Genomic DNA, 25,783 nt, shown 5'->3' on the forward strand with positions numbered 1-25,783 from the left:
ACTTTCTGTATAGACTATGTAGATGACCGTAGTTGGCCGTATATCGCGCCAAGTCGACACCCGGAATCAAGAGTTACCGAACGGTCACACAGCATCCAAGCTTTTGGGGAGCGCTTAGCGCGCCCCCAACGAGGCCCGATCAGAACTTGCCCACCATGTTGATAAACACGCCCTGACTATCGTAATCGAGATCGGTCAGATCATCGGAGAAGTCGGTAAAGTTATAACCGACGCCAGCCTTGAAGTTACGCCCCATCTGACGGTAGAGCGCGAGCAGAGCGCCGCTTCTGCGGTCACCGGCTTCCGGCAGGTCGAGCATCCGCCCTTCAATCAGCAGGTCCCACTGGTTGACGAAGTGCCAGTCCGCACGCAGCACGTACAGGTGCGCGGTACTGTCGAAGAACTCCGGATTTTCCCGCTCCATGCTCAACTGGCCGAGACGGTAGGCGTACTTGGCTCCCAGGGTCCAACGACGCGTCAGGTCGTAGTTGGTGTCCACAGAGAAGATATGACTCTTCTGCACATAATCAATCGCGCTGCTGCGGCTGCTCGAAGTCACCAGTACCTGATCGGATGTGGGCACATTGTAGAAATAGGTGTACTTCAACAAGGTGTTCCAGCGATCGTTATCCACCGGGCGATAGGCGTAGCCCATGACCCCCTCGGTAAACTTACCGTCATAGAACTGCCCAGCAGAACTCTCGCTGTCGGAATAATTCAGCTTGCCGACGAGGCGCCAGTCGGCACTCAGCTGATAGCTGAGGGCATTTTTCAGCAACCAGGTTTTGCGCTCGTTTTCCAGCACGGTTTGATTGGACGGCTCACCGGTATCGCTGACCACGGACTCGGTCAGCGTTTGCATATTGTCGACCCGGTACTCCACCGCACTGGACCAACGCAATTCGCCATCGTTAAAGCCCATGCTCGCACCCATGGCGCGGCGCTCGGTTTCGGCACCGGTACGCGGGTCCTCCAGTGTACCGGCCTCGAGGTTGGTACCGTAATTCCATTTATCATTGGGCGCCAGGTCCACCCCCAATGCGTGGGTCAGTCCGGTGGACACATCACCATGGGTGTAGCGTTCCTCACCATAAATACTCGTGGTATCCGAGAAGCGACTGCGGAAACCACTGTTCAGGTTGCCGCGCCGCGCACGCACGCCGGTATCGGTGCGCTCGTTGTCCAGGGTGTAATTCAGGTATAGGTTGGTGCGGTCGGTCACCAGGAAATCGGTACCGACACTGGCGGCGGTACCGGTATCACCACCGGACAGCTCACTGTCCACGGTAAAGCGATCGCTTACCCGGTAGGCGCCGCCGAAACCAACGCGATTGTTTTCGTCTCGGCTACCCGAGACGTCCGCGGTGCGCTGCACAAAACCAAACGCGCTCCAGTTGGCACCGGAATCGTAGCCGGCCTGAACCGCGACATCGGTACGGTCGCCCTGCTTCTGCGTGAGTGGCACCACCGGTGACAGGTCTTCCCGGGAATCGGAACGCGCGGCCGCGGCGAGACGCCAGCGGTCACTCAAGCGATACCCCAACTCCACATCGGTAGCGGCGGTCTGCAGGCCCTGCTGCTGTTCCTTGCTATCGGTTTTTAACGCGACATCGAAGCGCTCGCCAATTGGCACATTGATTGCGCCACCGTACTGTTCGGTTTCGCGGGTAGCCAGCTGACCGGGCGCTGAAAAGCCCGCGTCCCGCTGTTGAGCGTACACAGATACGGAGCCGCGCGTGCCGGCAAAAAAATCATCCAGCTGCATCGCCGCTTCGACCTTGCTCGCACCTGCTTTTGCGTTCGGGTCGATGGGGTCAATCGAATCGATCGGGTCTTCCAAACTAAAGCTGTAACCACCATCCAGAGAAGAAAGACTTTCCAGGGTGTTACCCTGGCTCTCTGCAGTTTCCAGCTTGACCCAGGTGCCCGCCGATTTGCGCAAGGTCAGGTCGACACCATTCAGGGAGGACTCGTTGTCCTCTTCATCCTGTTGGCTCGCAGTGAGGCCAATACGCACATGGTCACCGGCCCAGTAGTGCGCACTACCGCCCACGGCAAGAGTGTCCAGGTCTTCGAAACCCGGGGTGTATTCGTAGCGGGCAACCAGATACTGGGGGTTGCCGTTATAGGAACCATCCTGAATGATCAGGTTGTCCCCGGCGATCGCCGACAGCGGACGATTCAGTACCACGCGGCCCTGAATGTAATCCACATCGTAATCGATCACCGGTGTGAGGTTTTTCACCCCCAGCACCAGGCCGGAATTTTTATCCCGCACTTCCACGCGCAGACGCTCGGACCCGGTAAGGATGTCCTGGTGTCGCAGGTAATACAGTGAACCGCCGGTACCACGGAATTCGTCGCGGCCGGCAATGGTGCCCGGTTCCGCGCTGAATGCATCAATTTCAAAACGCTTCTCACCAAAGTCGGTGACGTCATCGGTTTCGAAATGGAAATTGGCCCCGTAGAGCGCACGGTCAATATGCGCCAGCTCATTATCGGTGTGCGATGCTTTAAAGTTACCCCACAGACCGTAGTCGTCGTAGTTCTCAAGCTTGATGTAGAACTTGCCGGAGGTGGGCGCATCTTCCACTACGGTGGAGTCGTCACCAAAGGTGGGGTAGTACAGGTCGCTGTCCAGACGCCGGAAAAGTGCATCCGGTGTCTTTTCCATAAAGTTGGAAAACAGCTCGTCGATCGGACCTTCTTCGGTATCGGCACTGGCAGACAGGCGCCAGCCATCACCAAAGCTACCGCTGGTGTAAAACGCCAGACGGCCGTCGTAACTTGCGGAATTGTCGTAGTGGGTTTCGTCCCCGGTCACCAGGGCAGCCGGGCCATTGGTATCGTCATGAGCGATGGTGACATCGGCGATACCCACACTGAACCAATCGCTTTGGTTGAACTCCAGATCCCGCAGGAACAGCTCACCATTGCCGTGCTCGTCCAGCACCGCCACTTCCACAGTGTGCAGCCCCTTGGCAAAAATTTCCTCGGCAACAAAAGCGCCCTCGCTGCTCACGGGCACTTCCCTGCCCGCCAACCACACACTGTGGTTCGCCGGAATCTCCGCACCGTTCACCAGCACCGCATTGCCGCTCACCGGAATATTCTGCTCGGCGAGACGGTTTTCCCCGTAACCTACCAGCAGCTCGGTCTCGGTGGTCGCTTCCCGCAGCTGTGGCTCAAAGTTGTCCACAAGCCAAAGTGTCTGCGGGCGCGTTTCATCAAAGCGCTGTTTCCAGTCATAGACCCGCAACACATATTTCAGTTTTTTCAGCGGTGCCTGGAAGCTTTCCAAATTTGCATCCCATTCACCCTCGCCATTCTGGTCCAGCGTAACCACGGCCAACGGCGTATCCCGCAGGGACTGCTCTTCCTCAAAAATACGCACTTCCCCACGGGTAATAAACGAGGGGTAGTTGGTGTAGTGCTTGAATTGGACGCGACTTTCGACCAGCTCGGTTTCCGGGTCATCCGCATAGCGGATGGTATTCGGGAATGCGGTGACATTGAGGCGCGGTTGCATCGACTGATTGTCAAAACGGAACTGGATGTTGGCCTGTTCCAGCGCGACGTCGGTACAGCGCTGTAAATCTGCGGAATTCTTGTGCGGATCGTATTCCGGGGCGCCGTCCACGGTAATGCGCATCAGGTTCAATGCGTACGGGTTATGCGCCACGGCTTCCTGTTGCAGGCGTTCGATCTCCAGACGGTCCTGCTCGGCGAGAATCGCTAATTCGTCGTATAGCACCTGCACTTCCACACGGGCACCATCCATGTGGATAAACCCAGTCTGCACCACATCCTTGGACTCTACATAGCCCCGCCCGTGGAACTCCACCTGGTTATCTTCAAGGCCCAGTTTTTCCTGCACTACCTGCATGGTTTTCTTGGCGCGCGCGGAAGACAGGCCCACGTCGTCGCCATACACCATGGCCTCACGACGCTCCATACGCTGATTATCGCTGTAACCGACAAAGCTCAGGCGCACATTCGACTTGCCTGCCACTTCATCCATCAACCGCTGCATCTGTGCCAGCTGGACACTGGAAATCTGTGGGTCACCGCTGTTAAGGAAAATCGGCGGTACCTCGCCGGTGGGCGACTCATGGGCGATGGTAATGGTTTCTGCCGTAGCGGACTCCGGGCAGGCCTGCACGCCATCAGCGGCGGTTTCCAGCAGGTCGTCGTACCAGAACTCCACCTCTACCCGATGATTGAGGGAACGCCCCTTGGCGGTGTCGTTGGCGGCAACCGGCTGGGTTGCGCCCTTGCCACTGCTAGTCACCATGTAACCCGGCAGATTCAGCTGATCCGCAACCGCCAGTGCTACCCGCCGTGCCTCGGCGCGGGACAGCGCCATCTGATCGTCATACAGCTCGGCCGGACCTTCCGGGAACGACGCCGCATTGGTATGGCCGACAAAGTGAATGGTGAGATTGGGCTTATCCAGTAAGGTACTGCGCACCTCCTGAATGCGGCGCACAAAGGCCGCCGGCAAGTCCACCTGCCCCGGCTCCAGGCGCAGCGGCGAAACCAAATTTTTTAGGCGTGCGCGCTGATCAGAACCATCGCTATAACGCAGCTTACACACGGTTTCCTGGCGGCAGACCTGCACCCGGTTCAACTGCAGGGCCTGGGCGCGACGCTGGGCATCGCGCGCCTGCTGATCCAGCTCGAAATAGCGCAGCGTTAAATCAACCCGACGATTGAGTTCGCGCCCCTGCGCGGTGATATTTTCCGTAAGCGGTTCGCTATCCCCATGCGTTTCCACCACGATGGCATCGTCCGGCAACTCCAGCGCGGTCTGAAAATACTCCGCAACCCGCTGAGCACGCGCCAGCGCGAAGGCAGTTTTATCCGCGTACTCCGCCTGCTGCGCATCGCTCAGCGGCGCGCTGTCGGTGTGACCGGTAAAAATCAGCTGCAATTCATGGGCATTTTCCAGCGCCGCCAGTTTCTCTTTCAGCTGCGCAACAAACTCTTCTGGCAGTTCATCGTCTACCTCGCGGTAAACCAGTGGCGGCAGCGCGTCTTTTTCCAACACCGCCTCTTCCGGGGCGACAAACACCTCCGCGTCCTGTACCCATAACTGGCCCACCTCGGGTATCAAGGTGGTCTCGGTGTTACTGCCGAGGGGTTTATCGGTGTAATCCGCGGTGCTTTCAATCTGTGGCGAAAGTCCGGGGATTTTCTGCCACCAGGATATATCTTGCTGACTGGCTTCCTGAGCAAAAGCCGAGGTACCAGCCAGCGCGGCAATGATCATCGCCAGTTTTTTTTGTGAAGGACGGAACATCACCGGGCCCCTCCCTGATCTTCACTTCCGATCATGCGATTAATACTGCGTTTGAGCCCGTCCAGCACATTGCCACGTTCGGGCGGCGCACCACGGCGCCAGAAAACTTCGGTTTCGATATTCAGCGGGTAACAGCAATCCAGTGCCGCCCAGTCTTCCGCGATACGAGCCTTAATAGTATCGAGGCGAGCCTGCACCAGCGCCGGATCTTCGTTTTCCGCAAGATATGACAGGCGCAGCAGGGACGGTGCCTCCTGCAGGCGCTCCAGCAGCAGCCCGGTACGCGAATGCCACTGTGGACGCAGCTCGGTAGTACCCGGCTCGAATACGGCTTCCGCGAGATCCAGCCGCACTACACGGTGCAAGCTGGTACCAAAATTAAACTCCAGCATTTTGCCTCGCGTGGCGCGCAGCACCCGCGGGTTTTCCGTGGTCAGGCGGTAACCACTGGGCAGACTGCGATCGTCGAGCTTCAGCACGAAGTTGGAACCGCGATCCGGGTTCGGCACGGCCGCACAGGTAATGTGGAAACGGCCGTTTGCGTCCGCAGTGGCTTTCAGACCGTTGGCGGTGACCACGCGCGCACCCGGTACCCCACCCTCACCGGCGTCCTGGTAACCATTCAGGTTTTTATCGTCAAACACCTTACCGATCACATCGGTACAGTCGAAGGTTGGGTCTGGAACCACACGCACGGTCGCCGACGCCTCACCAGAAAGCTGCTGGGCAGACAGTTCGTTGAACATGCGCGCCCGGTTGATGTACTCACCTTCACCGACACCGGAGCCCACCACCAGCAGCAATTTCATGCTGTGGGTTTGCTCGGGTTCTGCACGCAACTGCGACCACTGCAACTGCAGCCCGTTGACCTCGGGCTCCATGGGCTCGCCGTCCAGGTTCGCGGAACCCGCCACATACTTGAAGCCTGCGGGGAAGTAATCCACCAGTTGCAGGTCCGTTAGAGCCACGGGCAGAGAGTTGTTGAAGGAGATGGTATAGGGCACCAGCTGGCTGCGTGTCACATTCAACATGGCGGCAGTTTTGGTCAGCGCCAGAGCGCCGTCCAGCTGCGGATCCAGGGCAATGTGGTTGTTAAACAACTGGCTGCTACCGGGCTGATTACTGTCATCCAGGTTCAGGCGCAGGTAGTAGTCGGTCTCGCTGCTGCGCGCATCCACGTCCACAGGCGGCGGCGTCGCCGAAGGCTGAACCTCACAGTGATCCGGTGTCGCCGGATTCCTATCCGCCGCACTGCCAAGACAGGCCGCCACATCGAAGCTGCCGGTATCCACACCGGTTTGTGGTGGGATGATTTGCGATGGGCCAGACACGTAGTTGTCACTGGGCACATCCACTTCGATCAGGTAGTCCGCGTTGATCGCACAGGCGGCACTGCTGAAGTTGACATCGAACTTGTAGAAGCCGCCGGTGAGCGTGACCTGATTTTGTTGCTTGGCATCATCAAAGCAGCTGTCCGGCAGTAGCTGACCACTGGAGCCACTCACCAAGCGCACCCGGGCACCGTTGACCGGCGCACGCAGTACCGAATCGTAGATCGCACCGTTGGGGGTAATCGGCAGGTTCAGGTTCTGCAGGTTCGCCCCAGACTCCACATAGATGTTGAGGATCTGCTGCGGCCCGTTGGTGTAATCGGAACTGGCGGTACCGAGAGAAGCCGTGGAACCACTCGCATTCGGGGCGAGATAACGAATCTCGTAACTGATACCGGGCACATTGGCGCCGTCCATATTTGGCACCAGCCCATCAAATACGAAGAAGCCATTTTCATCGCTCTGCACGGTTTCCAGCAGCGCGTTGTTGAAATACAGCTCGACATTCCAATTACTGAGCAGTGACTCATCCGCGTCGAGCGTTTCATTGAAGTTGCCGTCGTGCCACAGATAACCGGAAAGGTTGGCGATGCCCGGGGTACCACCGATATCGATGGAGACGATCGCCTCGTTGTACATCGCCGGATCATTCCACTGCACCTGAGCGGTGTTCACCACCGAGGTACCAATCGCAAGATTTGGCCCCAGGCGCGCCTGAAAGCGCAGGGTCGCCACTTCGTCCGGCTGCAGGTCACTATAGTTGGTACTGTAATCCACGGTAATAACGGAACCGTTGACGGTCACACCACCGGGCTGACCATTTACCTGCGCAGAATCAGCCACATAAGTGAGCACGCCGTCGCCCGCCGCAAGCAGGTCATCGCGAATCACGATAAGGCTGGCCGGTACGCTGCTGATATTGGTTACCCGCACCAGATATTCCAGGACCTTGCCAGACTCGGCATCGCCACCACCGACGACCGCAACTTCTTTGGTAATCGACAGCTGCTGAGCGTCACCCACGACAACCTCGGTGGGCTGGGCGCCGTTACTGCTGTTGCCGTCGGCATCGGTGAGAGTAAGCGGCGTCTCCACACTGTACACGCTGCCCTGGTTGCTGATGATGGTGCCGCGTTCGGTATCCGCGTTGACCATCACATCAAACTCAATCACGGCAGTTTGCGCACTGGTAATAATGCCTTCGCCGGTCGCCGGCAACGGCGGTGTCAGATCGTCACTGCTGATGGCGAGTCCAGCCTCCAGCGGCGACGCGCCCCCGTTATCCGCCACATCAAACCCGTTCAGCGTTGTGCTGTTCGCCACGTAGCTGGTACCGGCCGGGACCAGGTCAACCAACCGCGCTTCGGTTGCATCTTTACCGCCCATATTGGCGACGGAAATGGTGTAGCGCAGCACATCTTCCGGGTCCACAATGCCGGCAGACAGGTTGTCGACCACCAGCTGTACGGTTTTGGTAACTACCAGCAACGGCACGTCGCCGACAATATCAATGGTGGGGTCATCCACGGTGGTGGTGGCCGGATCATCCGATGGACGCTCCGCGAAGGCACCGCTCCCGGCGCCGTCACCATTGGCGAACGCCTGGTTGGAAATCACGGTTCCGTCGTTCACGTCGTTGATCACAACATCAAACGTAATCACCGCCGGCGCCGCACCGCTGGCTGCGGCAAGCACCAGACCGCTCTCTTCACCCGGTGTCTGTACGCTGATACCGACGGCCAGCGCAGTAGATCCGCTGACATCGGCAACCTGTGCACCGTTTAGCGTGGTGGAGTTCGCCACATAAGTTGTGTTGCCCGGCACCAGGTCACGCAGGATGGTATTAATTGCATCTTCACTACCGGTATTTTCGATGGTGAGCGTGTAGCGCAGGCTGTCGCCCGGAGCCAACACATCAGGGTCGCCGGTCAGGTCCTCGGAGGTTTTCTGAATCACCAGCCAGGGCGCGGAGTTGATCAGAGTTTCGGTCGGGTCTTCACTGCCGCCCACAGACGGATCATCACTGGACGCAAACACCACGTCGCTCATGCTGAGCTGCGCCTGATTGAGCACCACAGTGCCGCTGGTAATCACCGGCACCAGATCCACGTCAAACGTGACGGTGATGGTGTCTCCCGCTTCTCCGGCCTTGGCAATTGCCAAGTCGGTTACCTCAAGCAGACCACTGGCCTGCGCCCCGCCGTCGGCGACAATATTGACCGTCGCGCCCGCAGGTGCGGAAACATCGCGCAGTGAATCAACCTGGAACATCGCGCTGCTATTCAGGCGATCCAGTTCGTCACGCAGTACGAACGCGTCCAGAGGCACATCGCTGACGTTCTGAATTTCAATGCTGTAACGCAGGTGATCACCGGGACTGGCCTCTGCGCCGGACTGACCGGTGGTCACATTGAGCACCGACTTACGCACTTCGAGAATCGCCGACAGAACGGTGAAGGTATGGCTGTCCTCGTGATCAACCACACCAGGGGTTCCGTCTGTGAGCGCGCGCTGATAGGCGAAACGCTCCGCCACTGCCGCAGCGGCGCTGTACCACTGGGTAGCACCGGCAATATTGGTCAGGGTGGTGTCGTTGATGTTATCGCCGTCCAGCTCGACCTGATAAACCAGGGTCAACGCGTCGCCGGCCGCGAGTTCGTCGTCGGTCTGCAAGCTCGCGGAGAATTCACAGGTAGGCGTGCCGTCAAAGAAGGTTACCGCGAAATCACTGGCCGCCAGAGCAACCGTGGAGCCATCGGCCTTCTGGATCGCCGCCGACTGAATCACCGGCTGCACGTCGCACATACCGCCCGGCTCCGGATTTGGCAGCCAGTCGGTCAGTGTCACATTCCACGCGCTGGCCGAACTGTTGTTGCGTACGGTCAGGGTAAAGTTTTCCGGCGTGCCCACCTGGATGGTTGCCGGGCCGGTTTTCTCCACCTCCAGTTCCGCATGTACGATGGTCACCGGGTTGGCGTCACCACCGGTGGTGGCATCGTCACCGAGACGCGTCACACCGTTGCTGTAGTCATACCAAGCGCGGTTAACAAAGGGGTCGGTGCGGCTTTGATTGTTTGCGGTATTCAATACCGCGACCGTTACCTCGACCTCGACCTGCGCGCCGGCGGGAATATTCAGCCCACCACTGGTGTCTGCAAGCACCAGATCATCATCGGTTCCACTGTTGCTCAGCGTATTACCACCAACAACATTGGCGGAAACAAATGCGAGATCCACGCCCGTCGCCGCCAGGTTGTCCATGATGCGCACATCTTCCAGCGCAACATTTACAGGTGTGGCGGGCACGGTCAGGGTGTAGGTCAGCTGTTCACCGATCGCCACGGATGTCTGCGCCGTCGCTTTACTCAGCACGCCGGCTACCGGCGTGGTCAGGTTAAACGTGGCGACATCAGAAGGGCCGTACTCTTCACGCCAGTCTACCGCGCTGTTGGCCGGCACCTGATCATTGTCGAACGAGTAATAACGCGTAACCTGCGCGCTGTTGGTCAGGGTCAGGCCGGCGCCGAGGTCGGCATCACCAGTAACTTGGTAGACCACCCGCAAGGTTTCGCCCGCCGGAATTGCAGCGTTGGCAGCGGGATCGAAGTCCCAGTTCGCGGTACCACTGGCCAGATCATAGGTTGGCGTCAGGGTGATACTGGTCGCCGCATTGACCAGCGTCGCACTCTGCATGCTGACGCCGCCATCGCGCAGGCCAATGGGCAATACATCTTCCAGCACCACATCGTAGGCCGGTGCGTTGCCGGCGTTGGTGATATCGACGGTGTAAGTGGCCGCCTCACCGGCCTGAATTTCGGTATCGCCATTAATAGCTGTCACCGCAGACTTACTCACAGTGAGCAATGGCTGCAATGCATTTACGCTGGCGCTGGTGGTCAGCGGCGCACCCGGTGCGCTCCCCACCAGATAATTCAGGGTTACGACGTTGTTCAACGCCTGCGAAACAGGCTGCTGTGACAGGGCGTCACCATTCAGCACGCGGGCGCGATAAGTAATCGTCAGGAAGTCGTTGGTATCGTTGCCATCCGCCGGGTTGCTAACCGAACCCAGATCCCAGGTAACGGTGCGCTGATCGGCGCTGACTGTCGGAGTGGGCGGTGTGGCAGCGGGGGTACCGAAGAACTCCGCACTGAGCACGCTGACATACGCCATACCCTGCGGCAGCGTGTCCTCCAGCACGACACCATCGTGGTCGCCTTCAACGAGGTCAACCTGCAACTGGTAATCGACGGTGTCACCAACCCGCAGATTGCCATCGTCATTCCAGCTGTCAGCCTGACGGGTCTTCTGTAGGTCGATATCGTAATCCACACCGAAACCGCTGGTATCGCCGCTGCAATAGGTATTGGGCGGGGTAACGCTGGGACAGCCGGCCCCGGTACGTTCGCGGTCACCGGGGTAAGTGCCGATGAGCGACGTCCAGTCCACCAGCGCACTGTTGACGATATCCGCAGCGGTGATGCTGCTTACATTGGTCTGATAGGTAACGACCAACACACTACCCGCCGGGATCTCCACGGAGCTATCGCCGTTGTCGCGGCCCCAGTTCAGGGTATTGCCACTGACCGAGGGTGTTGCATTGAACCCGGCAAGCGCGCCGCCATCCAGCAACGCAACCGCAGAGCCATCCACGTAACTGAGTTCCGCCGGCAGGACGTCGGCAATGTTGGTATCGAACGCGGAAGCGTCACCATCGTTGGTAATGGTGAGGGTGTACTCCAGCACATCGCCAGTGGCCGCAGGCTGTCCGGGGTCAGTCAGGTTGGCGACGTCTTTGACTACGGAAAGGTTTGGCTCAACCACTGTGAATTCGGCCGGCGCACTGCTGCCGCCATCCACAGCGCTGCCACCCGCCTGATAGGTATAGGCGGCAACGTTTGGCACCGGCGTGGCACTGGCACTGACATTCTGAGTGTTGGCCACCCAGGTGGTCAGGGTGATCACCGCCTGCTGACCCGCAGGAATATCGCCGATGGCCCAGCTCAGGTCCTGCCCGCTCTGCACCGGCGCGAGCGCGAGTGCGGCACCATTCAATTCGACCGTGGCATCGACGTATTGCAGCGCCTGATCCAGCGTATCGGTAACACTCACCCCACTCAAAATACCGTTCACCGGTGCACCCGGTACGGTGATGGTGTACACCACTTCTTCGCCAATGGTGGCCTGGGTTTTCGATACGGTTTTGGTGGGCGCCTCGACCTGGAAGTTGTTGGTCATCCAGACACTGTCGGCAGCTACCGGATTAATGGCGACGTATTCCCGCGCATCCGCCGGATCCAGAGTTTCCCGGGACCAGTAGGCAACAAGCGAAGCGGCGTTGGACCAGGTCTGGTCCGGCGCGACGTCGGTATAAAAACCAATCTGATAATTCACGGTGACGCAGCTGGCCGGGTCGAGGGCAACGTTCAGAGAAAACGCCATTTCGCCATCACGCCCTGCAGGTGCGGTGTAACTGTAATCCGCTGCGCCCAGCGCGGTGCCATCGATGGCAACCGCGATGCTGCTAATAGAACCCTCATCAAGCTCTGCCGGGAGGTCGTCGTTCAGGATCACGCCGTAAGCCGGCGCATCACCGACGTTACAGGCCTCGATCGCGAACTGCATGCTGTTGTTGACAATATCCACCAGATAGGCGGTGGCAGAAGACTGGCCATCGCCCACGATGCTGCCACTGGCCGGCAATACCGTTCCGGTTTTGGTCAGCGCGGTAATCTGCGGCTGTAGTACTTCCACACTGGCGGCATCGGGCGTGGTGGATGCGGCAACGCCTGTGGCGTAGGTGTAACCCAGGGTGGCCTGGTTGTTTAGCACGGTGGAAGTGGGGGTAGCCGCCGGGCTATCGGCCGCACCGTGTTGCACCCGCGCGCGGTAAACAATGACGAGGGTATCGTTCGCCGGGTTCTGGTCCGCGGCGTTGGTGATATCACCCAGAGTCCAGGTCAGGGTACCGGTCTGGTCCGCGCTGGGTACGTTCGCCGCGGGAATATCTGCGTAGGAAAATACCCCACTCGCGGTATAGGGTGCGCTGCTGGCGCCATGGATACTTACCACATCCACGAACGCCAGGCCCGGGTCCAAAACATCGGTCACCACGACGTCGCGATTCAACCCTTCGGACAAGGTGAGCGCCAGCTGATAGGTCACGGTGTCGCCGGCACGGGCGTTAGCATCAGCGGTGGTGGCGATGCCACTACCCCAGGTATCGCTCAGTACCGTTTTTGCGATGGCTGAATTGTCGACGCTCGCCATCAGCAGCTCGTCGACAAAAAAGTAATCATTCAGCGCGGTAGTATCCGGCGCATCATTGCCGGTGCGCTCTTCCACGTCAGCGCCATCCAGCGAGGTCCAGTCGGCAACGATGCTGTTGCTCAGGTCGCTGCCATCCACACCATTTACTGCTACCTGGTAGGTCAGCGTAAGCGTGTCGCCAACCGCAATATCCAGCTCTTGCCCGCTGCTACGCCCCCAGCTCAACACATCGCCACTCACGGACGGTGCCAACGTAGTTGTGGTGCCGCCCACAGTAATCTGTGCGCTGCCTGCCACCAGGGTTTGGCTGGCGGTAAGGGTGTTTTCAATCGCGAGATCGTAGGCCGTGGAGGTGCCGTTGTTGGCCAGCGCGATGGTGTACTGCAGTACATCGCCACCATAAGCACTGGTGCCGCCGCGGGAATTGTTCACCACGCTCGTCGTGGCAGTAATATTCGGCTCGACTACGGTAAGTGCTGCGGTGGTGTCTGCGGTTCCCGCATCGCTACTCTGGGCTCCGCCCTGGGTACGGCTGTAGGTGTAGCTGGCGGTGTTCGTGAAGGTAACCGCGTCCTGGTTTTCCATGCGGTTTTTTAGGCGCACCTGCACGGTGACTTCCGCCTGCTGATTGGCCGGAATATCGATACCGGTAACCGCTTCCACCAGCACGAGACTGTTGGCGCTGCCGGTGTTGCTCAGGGTGTAATTGATACCGTTTACCAGCGCCGTTGCGCCAACCAACTCGAGGTTGGTCGGCAGCTGATCATTCACCTGCACATCGTAAAGCGGTGCCGGTACCGGGGTGGCAGGTACCAGAATGCGGTACTCAAATACTTCACCAATCGCCACCTGGGTGACGCCGCTCGGGTTTTGTTTGTCCAGTGCTCCCGGCGAAATAATCACGATTTCCGTGGGGTTGATCGGGTTGCCCTGGGGGTCGGCCTGATTAACCACCCCTTCCGCATCGTTCGGGTCGTCACTCAACGCGGAGAAAGCCGTACCACTAACATCGTCATCTTCCGCATCCATCCGCGCCTGGTTACTCACCACGTCACCAGTGCTAAGTGAGCCCAGAACATTTACCTCGAACTCCACCGCAATCGAGGCAAGCGCCGTGCCGGGGAGTACATCCAAGTCACCGCTGATGGTCAGCAGGCCGGCACCGTTAAAGGCACAGGTGGCACCCGCCGGGCAGGTAGCCGCATCAACCGTCGCGGAAGCCAGATCAAAGCTAGCCGCGTCGAGCTGATCGGTGATCACCACGTTGTAAATATTTTCATCGAGGTTAAACAGGCGCAGGCGATAGCGCAGACGGTCGCCCGGCGCCGCCGAAGCAGTCGGCGACTGGCCGGTGGTGACGTTGCTGACGGTCTTCTCGAAGTAGTAACCGGACAGCGCCGCGGTTACCGAGGCGGCATCCTGCTCGTCGTCGGTATTGATGGTACCGTCCGAGCGCGTACCGGTGTATTCGATACGGTCGTTGTTCGCACTGGAATCGTTGTACCAGGCGGTAGCCGCGGCCACGTTGGTAAGCACATCGCCATCTACCGGTGCGGTTGCCGACGACACATCATCCAGCTGACTGGTATACACGATTTCCAGTACCGCGTTGGCCGCGAGGCCACCCGCCTCATCCTTTAACGCGATGGTCATTAACCCGGCATTGGCGCCGCTGGTATTGTACGTCAGGGTGTAATCGTCACCTTCGGTCAGCGCCACACCGCCCAGGGTAACGCTCTGTATACTCGGAGCTGTCTCCCGCATACCCACCGGCAGCAGGTCTTCGACCTCAACATTCCAGGCCGGCGATCCGCCCACGTTTTGTACACTGATGGTGTAAGTGGGCGTATCAGCAAAGTTAATCGCGGTCGAGTCAGTGGTTTTGCTCAGCACCAGATCCGGTGCGGAAATACTCAACAGCTGGGCAACGCCGCTTTCACCGGGTAACGGATCGTAGAAGGTGCCGTCGATCACGCGACCGAACCACCATTCGGCGATATTGGTAAACGACTTGCCAATACTATTTAGCGGCGTGTCATCCAGCACCACCTCGAGCTCAATATGAATCTGGGCTCCGGCCGGCAGAACACTGGGGTCATTGATGCGGAAGGTCAGTAAACCGGGGTTGTTTGCCGGGCCGCTGTTACTGAACGAATAGGCGGAGGGGGACATCGCGGTAATTGCACCGCTGGTATCCTCGTAAAACAGCCGTACATCCAGCAGATCCAGATCCACACCCAGGGCTGCTGCGGAGAGGTCGTCCTCAATCAGAATGCCCTGAATATCGTTCAATGAACCAGCGTCCTGCAGCACAGTACCGGTAACCGGATCAAACAGCACCGGGATGTCCAAGGTGTAAACAAACGGTACACCCACCGAGACCGATGCAATCGGGTTGCCAGCAAGATCGGTGGCCTGCTTTTCGATTTTTTCTACCGGGATAATCAGGTCCTGACAACCTTCGCGCACGCTGCTGAAGTCAGAACCATTCACCGCCCACACCGATGCCTTGCCGTCTACGTTCGCACAGGCAAAGTTACCGCCGAAGCAGACGTTATCAAAAATAATCAGCGTTCCCTCTGGCGCGCCGGCAAAGTTGAGGGTGGACTCGAGGGGCACATCACAGGAGAAATTTTGTACAGTACACGAGCGATCAATGGACAGCTGATCCGCGGGCGCCATGGTGCGGCCGGTACCATCGGTTGTGGGGTAGTAAGGGCCATCGATCAAACAGCCACTGGGTGTGCCCGGAGAACCTGGCGGCACCGAGTCGATGGCAAAGTCCGTGGTCTTAAAGGAAGCAGCGAGTGCAACCTGGGCAAACGCGAGCGACAGGAAAAACGCGAGCAGCACCCGCACCCAATTTCGAGGCGCGGTGAATTCGGAGCACGCAGCGCCGCCTTCCTGGCAAGAATTCGAGGTTTTCGATCCAATCACATCTGGCTTCATCGTTTATTTTTCGTCGCAAATCAGGTTTCAAGCTCGGCGAACAGGCCGCTCGAACACATAAACCGTACACACACTGCCCGGTGATGCGACTTTACCGATATGCTGAAAAGGAGGGCGTGAAGCAAGTCAAAATTGCGGTAGCCAGAGGGGAACTTTTTCTACGTTTGCCAAATAGTTCTCAAGTAAAGCTCAGGTAACTTCTTAAGAAAAGGCAGAACCACCCAGGGGGGACCTGGGTGGTTACTTTTTAACCTGACCGCTAGGCTGCGGGCAGGAAGTCGATCGGGTACAGGATGGTGATGGTCGGCACGCCGGCCTTCTCACCAAAGTTAAACCGTTTCACTCGTGCCACGATCTTGCTGTCGAGCGCCGGAGAGTCCATATCACTGGTCTCCACCGCCGCCAGAGACACGGAGCCATCCGGCAGAATGGTAATACGCAGTACCATTTTGCCCTGCAGCGCCGGGTTGTTACGCAGCTCGCGATTGTAGATCCGGTACAGGGCCGACTTGTAGCGGTCGAACACAATCTGGATCTCTTCGTCGGTACGGGATGGCCCCACACCATCGCTGAGCGGACGGTCTTCGCCGGCAAAATCACCCTCGGTGCCAATACCACTGGACACCCGCGAGAAGCTCACCCCATCCAGCGCAGAACCTACACCACCAGAATTACGACTGAGTGCTGACGTATTGATACCGTCGGACCCGGACTTCGCCGCCGCGGTAATCAGCGAGCGCTGACTGCGGTTTTCCTTCTTACCCGCGGTACTGAGCTGCGTCTGGTTGCCCAGGCGATTGTCGAGATCATCCTGGATAAGATCCTGGAAGTTGTCCTTGAAGGCCAACACACCCGCGCGCTCAACCTTCTTACGCGCCTGCTTGCGCTCAACATTAGACGGCTTAGGCTCTTCTTTCGCCACCTGCTGCTTGGGCTTCTCCAGATCCCTGACTTTCTCTTCCGGCTTTTTCACCACCGGTTGTGGTTTCGGCTTGGGCTTTTTCTTCTCCAATACCAGTTTGGCCAGGCGCTCCGGCACCTCAACGACCTCATCTTCATCCGGCTCCGGCAGCTGCCACATGTGCACGCCGAACCCTAGGAAGAAGGCCAACAACAGGCAGGCCAGCACACTTCTGCGGAAGCGGCGCTCGTCGTCGCCGTTGGTACTCCACGGCATGACGCCGTCTCGGAAGGCGGAGTCCTCCAGCTCACGAGTCACCTCGTACTGGTAGTGCACCTCTTCTTCGGCCTGGCGAATCTCACGGAATTCTGCATCCAGGTCGAACAGCTCGTCCCGGCAATCTTCCACTTGCTCCTGCAGCTTGCTCTTGCGCTCGTGCAGCAGATTAATATTGGCGTGATAGATACCAACCGTTTTCTGCAGACGGTGTATCAATGCCTTGGATGCATCCTGCTTATAGTGCTCCGCCCAAAACAGATCACCCGCGCCCGCCTCTTCCAGCTTATTGAGGCGATCGGAAATCTCATCCAGCAGCTGATGCTTGGCCTCATCCTGATGCAAGGCTTCGAGCTTGCCATCAACTTGCCCGCACTCTTCTTCGAGTGCAGCCAGATGCTGACGGACCTCTTCCTGCCTGACGGTCAGTGCCTGTTTTTGTTGATGAAATTTATTCACAAACGCTCACTAACTCTGAGATGCTTTTTGAATAACCGCGAGGGAAATCCGCGTGTATCCGGCATTAGTACAGCTGGACATGACCTTTTTCAGAATGCTGAACGGTACGGTCCGATCCGCGAGGATATTCACTTCCGGCGGTTCCGCCAGCAAGGCTGCCGCCTCTTCCGTTACGTCCTCTCCCGCCGCTGCACGCTCGGCAAGCGCCAATTTGGCTTCTTCCAGCTCCGACTCCGCCATGGTCGTAGCCTTGCCTACCTCCTGGATCATGGCCTGCTGAATCACCTCGATCACCAGCTCTTCACTCTGGAACAGATCCGCGGTGGCCATCACCGGCTTGGCCTCGATCAACACTTCATCGTGCGTGACCATCAGGGTGACCGTTTCCCGCGGTTTAGACTCTACAACCGAGTCCGGCAAGGTAATGACCTTGGGGGCCTCGATGGCTTCGTCACTCGCGCTATTGGTCAGCAGGAAGAACACCAGAATCGTGAACACATCCATCAGGGACGTCAGATTCATACCCGGTGTTTTGCGCTTGCGGCTGCGCGCCATGCGCTTCATGCGTCTACTTTCACGTTTCACGGCGCGTCTCCCAGGGAAATATCGGGAAAGAGTTCCATTACTTCTGGCTTGGCATCGGGATCGGGCTCACCGCCCTCTTCCGGCGTAGGCATCACTTCCGCGCTGCGCACGACATCCATCACACCTACCAAGTGCTCGTAGGCCACTTCCGGCTCCATCAATAATGTGGAATCGGTTTTGTCCGGATAACTTTCTTTAATCCGCAGCAGGTACTCGCGCAGCTTGGCCAGGTCATACACTTCCTCTGTGGGCAGTACGATTGGCAAACCAAACTCGTCCAGTGGAATTTCCACTTCGCCCTCGGCCGCCGCTGTATCACTCGCCGCTTCGCCCTGATTCAGATTGGGGAAGCGCGCAATAACCTTGTCGCCATCGCTCAGTTCCAGCACATCCTTGCGCACCACCACTTCGAGGGTTACGCCCGGATCATCAGTCGCACCACCGGCACCACTGGGCATATTCAGCTCGAGGATGGTCACCCGAGAAAATACAGCGGATACCAGCAGGAATGGCACCAGCACCACCATCAGGTTCAGGAAGGCGGTGATGTCCAGCTCCGGAGCCTCTTTGGCTCTGCTGTGACGCCTGCTTCTCATTACACTGATTCCGCGTTGGATGTTTCTTCAGGTTTCGCTGCGGTCGTTTTCTTTTGGGCGGCGCGGGTCTGCTCGACGTCGCGGTTCTGCGGCTTGTCAGCGCTCTCAGCCTTTTCTTCCTTTGGTACATCGCTGCGGCGACGAGTACTGGAAGACATAATGTTCAGTGCTTTTACCGAAACCATTTCCAGGCTATCGACGATCTGCCCGGTCAGGGAGTTCAGCAGCGCGTGTACGATCAACAGGGCAATACCCACCATCAGGCCGAAGGCGGTGGTGTTCATCGCCACGGAAATACTGGCAGACAGCAGGTCGGCCTTCTCCGCCGGGTTGGCGTTGGCAACCGCGGTAAAGGCTTCAATCAGACCCATGATGGTACCGAGGAGGCCGAGCAGCGTGGCGATGTTGGAACCAAGCGCGACATAAGGCGTGCGCTTTTCCAGCTGCGGAATGGTTTCCATGATGCTCTCTTCCATCGCGATTTCGATGTCTTCGCGACGACGGACGGCACCCTGACGCTCCAGCCCCATGGCAAGCAAGCGCCCCACACCGGTGTTATCTTCCTTGACCAGATTGCGCGCGCGATCAAAATCACCGGACTTCAACACCGGCTGAAGCTTTTCCCAGGCATTGCGGTTGGTGCGACGCTCATACACCAGACGAATATAGCGTTCGATCGCTACCGCGGCGCCGAGCGCGAATACCACCAGAATGGGGTACATGAATGCACCACCAGTCTGAAAAAACGCGATTACGCTATTAAAGAAATCCATCACTTTTCCTCTTGGTTTTCTTTCTCGGGCCCGCGGTTGCTTCCGCCTTGCCTTCGTTTTGACCCCAGGGGTCGTGTTTTAGTTAACAGGTTGATCAATCGTCCGTGAGGCTGAGCTGGTAGAACTCGAGTTCTCGCGAGAAGACCTCTTTGTCCAACGGCTGCAGGCTCGGGTCCAGCAAGCTGGAGTTGAGTCCATTTTCCACACCGACTTCCGAACTCTTCCACGGTACGATGTAGAGCGATTTTGGCGCTTCCTTGTTACCAATAATGGAAATACCGGAAAGCTCTTTCACTTCTTTGTCGACTTTACCTTCGCCTTCTTCCTGCGCAACCGCAGTGACGCTACTCATCAACAAGAAAATTACCGCAAGTGGACGCAAAACACTGTTCATCAGTTCACTCTCCGCTTGAGGTCGGTTACCCAGATAGCGACCTTGGCGTCACCTGGTTGATATTGAAGGTATCGTTCGAACTGGGCCAGAGCACAGTTAGGCTCCTGCAAGTAAAGGTCACACAGAATACCCAGGTTCTTGATCAGCGGCAGATTGTCCGGATGCAACTGCAGTGACTTGGAATAAGTCGCGCGGGCTTCCTCAAAGCGCCCCTGACGTCGGTAAAGAACGCCAAGTTCATTACTGGCCACAGGATCCAGCGGTGCCGCACGCAGGGCTTCCAGAAAAGACTCCTCCGCATGCTTCTCATCGCCTGTGCGGTAGTAGGCAATACCGAGGTTGACGTAGGGTGCGGAAAGCCGCTGCTCACGCTCGACTACCGTTTGCAGCAAGGCAATCGCTTCGGGATAACGCTCACCCTGCAGATACTCCACTGCCTGGGTGAAGTCCCGATTGACACTACCAGAAACCTTTACATCCAATGGATTTACCGGACCCCGGGCGGTCTGCGGGCCGCTGGCACACGCGGCAAGCAGTTGCAGCAACACCAGGATCAGACTCAATTTTCCCAGTCGCGCGACCCGCGGCAATGACAATGGCAACACAGTACGCATCAGCCCTGATCCTCCTGCGTCGAATTATCCGCGATAACCGCATCGCTTTCTGTGACAGGTTCTTGAGAGACTGCTGCGCCGGTTATCACTTCGGTCGTCGAATTTTCTGTTTCCGGCACCGACACTGTTTCAGGTACCGGCACTATGGTCATCACAATATTGCCGGCATCTTCCGGGCGTTCGTACCTGGCAGGCACCAGACCCGCGAGCTGGCCAATACTTTTTGCCACCCAATTGTTGTAAATGCCCGCAGCCATCAGGTCGATGTTTTTCTCGTGTACCGAGATGGCTCGCTCCTCAAAGGGATAAATCTGCTCCTCCAACGCCAACTCATATTCCTCAAGCTCAAGCGCACTGAGATTGGTTGGTCGTTCTGAATCTTTCAGCGCCTGACTGAAATGCAGGTAGATTTCCCCGAGGTAGAACGTTGCCGCCGCGGTAACGTCAGCCACCTGGTAATCGATGAGGTCACTAAACGCTTTGGTCGCCGCTTGCATGCGTTCGCGCTTGGCATTCAGGTTACGCTCCAGTGGCGCGACCAGCGCAATTTGCGCGAAGGCATCAAACTTGGGTTCCGCCAGTTTCAAGGCTGCGCTGCCACCCAGATAACGCGTGCGGTCGTTGCGCTCGTTACCACCGCGCAGCTCGATGCGCACTATGTCATCCAGAGTGTTGAGGTACGCCTGCTGATTGCCGCTGTTCAGATAGATATCGGCAATCTTCTGGCGAGTCTCCAGAGCTGGCTCCATCGGATGCGGAAACAGCTTCACATAGCGATTGAGAACCGCCAACGCTTTATCGAAATTCTTCGCCGCGCTATACAAGCTCGCCGCCTGCGTGAGGGCCTCGCGACGCACGTCCTCATCGTCAGATTCGCGTTCAATACGCTCAAACTCCGCACCAGCAAGCAGCAGCTGGCCACTTTCCTGGTAAACCACCGCGAGCTTTTTGGTAACTTCTTTCTGCAGCTCGTGCTGTGGATGGTTGCCGCGGAAAGCCTGCAGTACGCTGGCTGCACGCCCCCAGTCCTGCAATTGAATCAGGGATGCCGCCGCATCGTACTCGGCGGTGGCAAGGATAGAAGCCGTCGGGGCGGCCTGGCGAATACGCAGGAAATGCTCCGCAGCCGCGAGGTGCTGCTCCGCTTTGCGGGCCTGATCACCCTGCTGGTAAATGGCCCCGGCCAGGTTTTCGATCAGATCTTGTCGATCTTTCGCATTCGCAGCGGTCAGGCTAAGCGCTTCGCGATAACCCGCTTCGGCATCCGCGTACAGCTCGGTGTCGAAGGAAGCGTGGGCAACCAGCAACCAGGCAGAGCGCTTGATTGCCTGATCGGCCGCTGGAAATTTTTCCAGCAACAGGCGACCGTTTTGAATTGCCTCCGGGAAGCTCTTCAGCTTGTACAGGTCATCCACAGCGCCGAGTAGAATTTGCGGGGCCTTGGCGTGCTGCGGGAACGTTTCAGAGAACGTCAGAGACGAGCGAATGATTTCTCGTTGCAGCGCAACCTTGTCTGCGCGACCAGCATTGGCTAGCCCATTCTTGAGGTGCTCGCGGTAGGCAAACACCGCGGCGTAACCCGCCTCACTGGCATTCTCATTAACGGCATGATTCGGGTAGTGATACGCCGTGCGCTCATACTCGCGGGCGGCATTGAGGAAATCTTTGTTTTCCAGCATCAAGCCGGCGAGCTGGTAATTGATTTCCGGCGCCTTCGGCTTATCCGCGAAGGACGCGAGGTAACGTCGGTACCAGTGAATCGCCTCAGCATAATTTTCGCCACGCTTCCTGGCGAACTCTTTGTCCTTCGGCTTCACATTCTGGTAAGCCGCATGATAGTGGCTCGCCAGGTCAATCAGGTTGGTCTGCTGGAATTCTATGACCTCGGCGTATTCTGCAATATCGAACACCGTCCAGTACTGTGCGTCCAGCGCGTAGGTGTTGGCAAAGTCTTTCTTCGCTTCCAGTACCAGACGAGGGAAGCCACCCTTCTGGTAAATTTCGATCACACGAATGGAGAAATCGGGCGCGACCTTGTGCAGCGGATTGCGCTCCACAAAAGTATCGTAGGACTTGGCCGCGTCCTGATAGCGGCGCTTGTCCAGGTAGTACTCACCGAGGTGGCTGTATACGTAGGACTCATAGTCCCGTGCGCCTTTACTCGAAAAGTAGTCAACGATCGACTCCGCACCGCCCAAATACGAGAAGCTCAGGCTGATAACACGGAAGGTATCTTCGATATGCTTGCGTTCGGTTTCGTTGGCCTTCTGCTCAAAATCGTAGCCTTCTGCCACCTTGTAATCGAGCATGCCAACAAAATCGTCAAGCGCCATTTCGTACATATCTTGCTTGAATAGCGCCCAGCCACGTTTGTACATGGCAAGTTCGTAAAAACTGGAAACCTCACCCATGGCCACAACGCGACCGTAAGATTCCTCTGCGTCGAGATATTTTTTACGCGTGAAGTAATATTCACCAAGACGGAAATAGGACTCATCCAGATGGCGCGATGCCGGATACTTCGCCACCAGCTGACGCAGTACCGTCACTGCCTCCTCAATTTCGCCCGTTTCCTCATAGGCGCGCGACAGTTGGTACATCACCTGATCATTGCGCTCGTAGAGCGGGTATTGCACCAGTAATTTTTGATATAGCGCGATGGCTTCGCGGGCATTCGCAGCGAGCAGTGCATCGGGGTCATCACCGGGCACGGAAACCTCGGTATCGCTTGCGAGGCCGGCCAAATCGACGGAACCGCTGGCTCGCGCCTCGAAGTCGGACTGCGCTTCATCGCTTCCGCGGGCAACACCAGAAAGAGCCACTTCTGCGCCGGCAGCGGCTGCAGAAACACCCGCGAGCTCAGGCGCATCCAGATCGGCACTGGCAGTAGCCACTTTTGTATTCGCACGCTGGTTGGCCGCGGCAACTTCGCCCTCGGACAGGATGCGCGTCTCGTTGCTATTCGGCAAAATGCCCGCTTCAGCGCGATGTGCCTGTTTGATTTTCAGGTCCGCGATACGGCGAATCGCCTCCGGCGTCAGCGCGGTTTCCGGCGTTTCCTGCAGGTATTTCTGATAACTCGCCAGGGCCTTTTCAAGCCCCCCATCAATATGGGTTTCGCGAATTTCAATATCGACACTCTGCAGGCTACCAATGGTCTTGCCACTGTTACTGGCACAGGCACCCAATAGCAGTGCCGCAGAAGCGGCAGTGACCAAACCCAGGCTTCGATAATGCGACGCCATAGCTTTCTTCAACACGCCGGAATTATTCATCGCCGGCTCCTTCTACCTGACCACCCTGCGGTTGCGGGGCCTCGAGCTCCGGCGGGTTATCCACAGGCAAAGCCTCCCCGTCAGCGTCGCTGGCAGCGGGATTGATTTGCTCAAACTGCTGCTGGTACGCCTCGACCTTGCGGGCGTCTGCGCGCTGCTCCTGCAACTCATTGGCACGGTCATAGCTATCGGCCAGCGCGAAGCGGGCCTTGATCTGGTAGCTTTCGAGCTGCGCACGACGCTGATCCAGTTCGTTAATCGCCAGTTGCTCCAGCATACGACCCTGACGCGCCATCAACTGATCAATACGCCGTTGTGCGCGATGCAAGCCCGCGCGCAAGCTAACGATCTGATCCGTATAGCCTTCGTAACTGTGGGTGGCGGCCTGACGACTGCGCACGTAGCGCTGATAGGTTTCCTGCAAGGTAGCAATCACCACATCCAGCTCCTGCAAACGCTTGAAAGCTTCAGTCAGGCGGTGGTCGAACTCGCGGGACAGGTGGAATTTGAGCACACCTTCGAGGCGCGTGATCCGGGCCTCCGTTTCTTCACTTTTTAGGGAGGGGTTATAGTCGAGGATCTCGCGAATCTGCTCGAGTATCAGGCGGGATTCTGTTTCATCGCTTTTCGCCAACAGTTCAGGGCGGCGATTCACCAGCAAATTATCGATACGCGCAGCGAGGCGCTGACGCTGCTCGAGACGCATTTTTATGCGCGCGTCAATCTGGCGGAACTGTACATCCAGCGCAGGCAAAATGGGCTCGTAATAGCTGCGGCGCAGCGCGATGATTTCCTCAAACGCATCCAGGCTCTGCAACCAGTCTTCATTGCGTTCCAGCAGGTCATTCAGGTCCTGATAGTTGCGCAGAAATTCCTGGTAATCGTTGGAGGCCATCAACTCGAGAAGGTAGTGGGTCTCTGGGGCATCGGGCAGTTTGCGCAGCTCCACCACCCAGTTCTTCACCTGACGGGCTTCCTTGCGGCGCAGCGCTTCGAGCAGTTTGCCTTCGCGAATACTGTTGATGGACTGGGTCAACACATCCACCTGAGAACCAAACAGGTCCAGTGCCTGACCGTAATTCACCGCAGCGGTACTGTGCACCTCGAGCTTGCCGTAACTGTAGGGCACCGCAAGCATCGCTTCCTGCACCGCCGAATTTGTCGGCTTGCGCTGGGTTAGTAACTGCCAGGGCACCAGCGCGCGATCATAGCGGCCCGCATTGGCCTCGACCCAACCCGCTGCGAGCAGTGCCTGATTCGAAAACGGCCCGCTCAACTGCACGCGATCAAAGTAGGTGCGCGCACGCTCGTAATCCTCGGCCTCCATCAGCTGAAAACCCAGCAGCAGGTTGGTTTTATCCTGCAGCGCGCTCATGGCTGCACCGATGCCGGCACCGCGGCCGAGGCGGTCCAGCTCCAGCAAACCTTTTTCCGTTTCCCCGGCCTTCAGCAACGCAATACCCAGGTTGTATTCCACAAACCCGGAATGAGACTCTTCACCCTTTAGCGCTTTCAGCAGTGCAACCGCTTCCTCAAAACGGCCCAGCTGCATGTACACCTGGGCACGCAGAAACTGCTCTTCCGGGCGCACACGCTCGGGCACTCGCCCCTCAATCAGCTCCAGGGCATGCAGTGCATTGGCAAACTGCTGCTTGTGGTAATGGATTTTGGCGAGGCGGTAGGCTGCTTCATTTTTGATCGGCTGGGGCACATCGCCCTTGAGCACCTGCTCCATGGCACGGCCGGCTTCCCGGTGCATGCGGTAAGAGAGCTCGAGGTCGCCAACAGCGAATGCGGCCTGGCCAAAGTGCAGGCTGAATGGATCTAATTCGGGATCGTCCAGCAGACGAAACTGGTCGAGCTCGGTATCGAGGCCGGTAATGGCATCAAAGTACCGATCCTGGTGGGCCTGGAACAGCGCCTCACCAAAAAACAGGTCGCGCAGCTGGTCCGTATGCAGGGCAGACGGATCCGCGGGCGCTTTTGCCTGCGCAGGTAGGACGCATAGCGCAGTCAAAGCTGCGCCAGCAATCACGCTGGCCAGACGGGTGATCATGC

The 25,783-nt window shown here is 57.9% G+C and carries 10 protein-coding genes; all 10 read right to left on the bottom strand.

Features of this window, described 5'->3' with window-relative positions; translation table 11 throughout:
• Positions 1-139: 139 nt before the first annotated feature.
• Positions 140-5,302, bottom strand: a complete 5,163-nt coding sequence (locus tag LCM31_RS01530) for an OmpA family protein (RefSeq protein WP_224866956.1) — start codon at positions 5,300-5,302, stop codon at positions 140-142.
• Positions 5,302-15,762 (bottom strand): isopeptide-forming domain-containing fimbrial protein, encoded by a 10,461-nt coding sequence (locus LCM31_RS01535; protein ID WP_224866958.1) that lies wholly within the window; start codon positions 15,760-15,762, stop codon positions 5,302-5,304. Before LCM31_RS01535 ends, LCM31_RS01530 begins: the two co-directional genes overlap by 1 nt.
• A gap of 349 nt (positions 15,763-16,111) precedes the next feature.
• Positions 16,112-17,488, bottom strand: a complete 1,377-nt coding sequence (locus tag LCM31_RS01540) for an AgmX/PglI C-terminal domain-containing protein (RefSeq protein WP_224866960.1) — start codon at positions 17,486-17,488, stop codon at positions 16,112-16,114.
• Positions 17,489-17,497: 9 nt separating this feature from the next.
• On the bottom strand, positions 17,498-18,073 hold the full coding sequence (locus LCM31_RS01545; protein WP_224866962.1) for an ExbD/TolR family protein: 576 nt from the start codon (positions 18,071-18,073) through the stop codon (positions 17,498-17,500).
• Positions 18,070-18,669 carry an ExbD/TolR family protein gene (locus tag LCM31_RS01550; RefSeq protein WP_224866964.1) on the bottom strand — a complete coding sequence of 200 codons (600 nt, stop codon included), beginning with the start codon at positions 18,667-18,669 and terminating at the stop codon, positions 18,070-18,072. Before LCM31_RS01550 ends, LCM31_RS01545 begins: the two co-directional genes overlap by 4 nt.
• Positions 18,669-19,442 (bottom strand): MotA/TolQ/ExbB proton channel family protein, encoded by a 774-nt coding sequence (locus LCM31_RS01555; protein ID WP_224866966.1) that lies wholly within the window; start codon positions 19,440-19,442, stop codon positions 18,669-18,671. The genes LCM31_RS01550 and LCM31_RS01555 overlap by 1 nt, the downstream gene beginning before the upstream one ends.
• A gap of 94 nt (positions 19,443-19,536) precedes the next feature.
• Positions 19,537-19,836 (bottom strand): hypothetical protein, encoded by a 300-nt coding sequence (locus tag LCM31_RS01560; RefSeq protein ID WP_224866968.1) that lies wholly within the window; start codon positions 19,834-19,836, stop codon positions 19,537-19,539.
• Positions 19,836-20,450, bottom strand: a complete 615-nt coding sequence (locus LCM31_RS01565; protein ID WP_224866970.1) for a tetratricopeptide repeat protein — start codon at positions 20,448-20,450, stop codon at positions 19,836-19,838. Before LCM31_RS01565 ends, LCM31_RS01560 begins: the two co-directional genes overlap by 1 nt.
• A complete protein-coding gene (locus LCM31_RS01570; protein ID WP_224866972.1) occupies positions 20,450-23,725 on the bottom strand; it encodes a tetratricopeptide repeat protein in 3,276 nt (1,091 codons plus the stop codon). The genes LCM31_RS01565 and LCM31_RS01570 overlap by 1 nt, the downstream gene beginning before the upstream one ends.
• Positions 23,718-25,781: a tetratricopeptide repeat protein gene (locus tag LCM31_RS01575; protein WP_224866974.1), complete on the bottom strand. Its 2,064-nt coding sequence runs from the start codon at positions 25,779-25,781 to the stop codon at positions 23,718-23,720. The genes LCM31_RS01570 and LCM31_RS01575 overlap by 8 nt, the downstream gene beginning before the upstream one ends.
• Between the last annotated feature and the right edge of the window lie 2 nt (positions 25,782-25,783).

It is taken from the genome of Microbulbifer agarilyticus, assembly GCF_020171345.1.
In the GTDB taxonomy this organism is placed as follows: domain Bacteria; phylum Pseudomonadota; class Gammaproteobacteria; order Pseudomonadales; family Cellvibrionaceae; genus Microbulbifer; species Microbulbifer agarilyticus_D.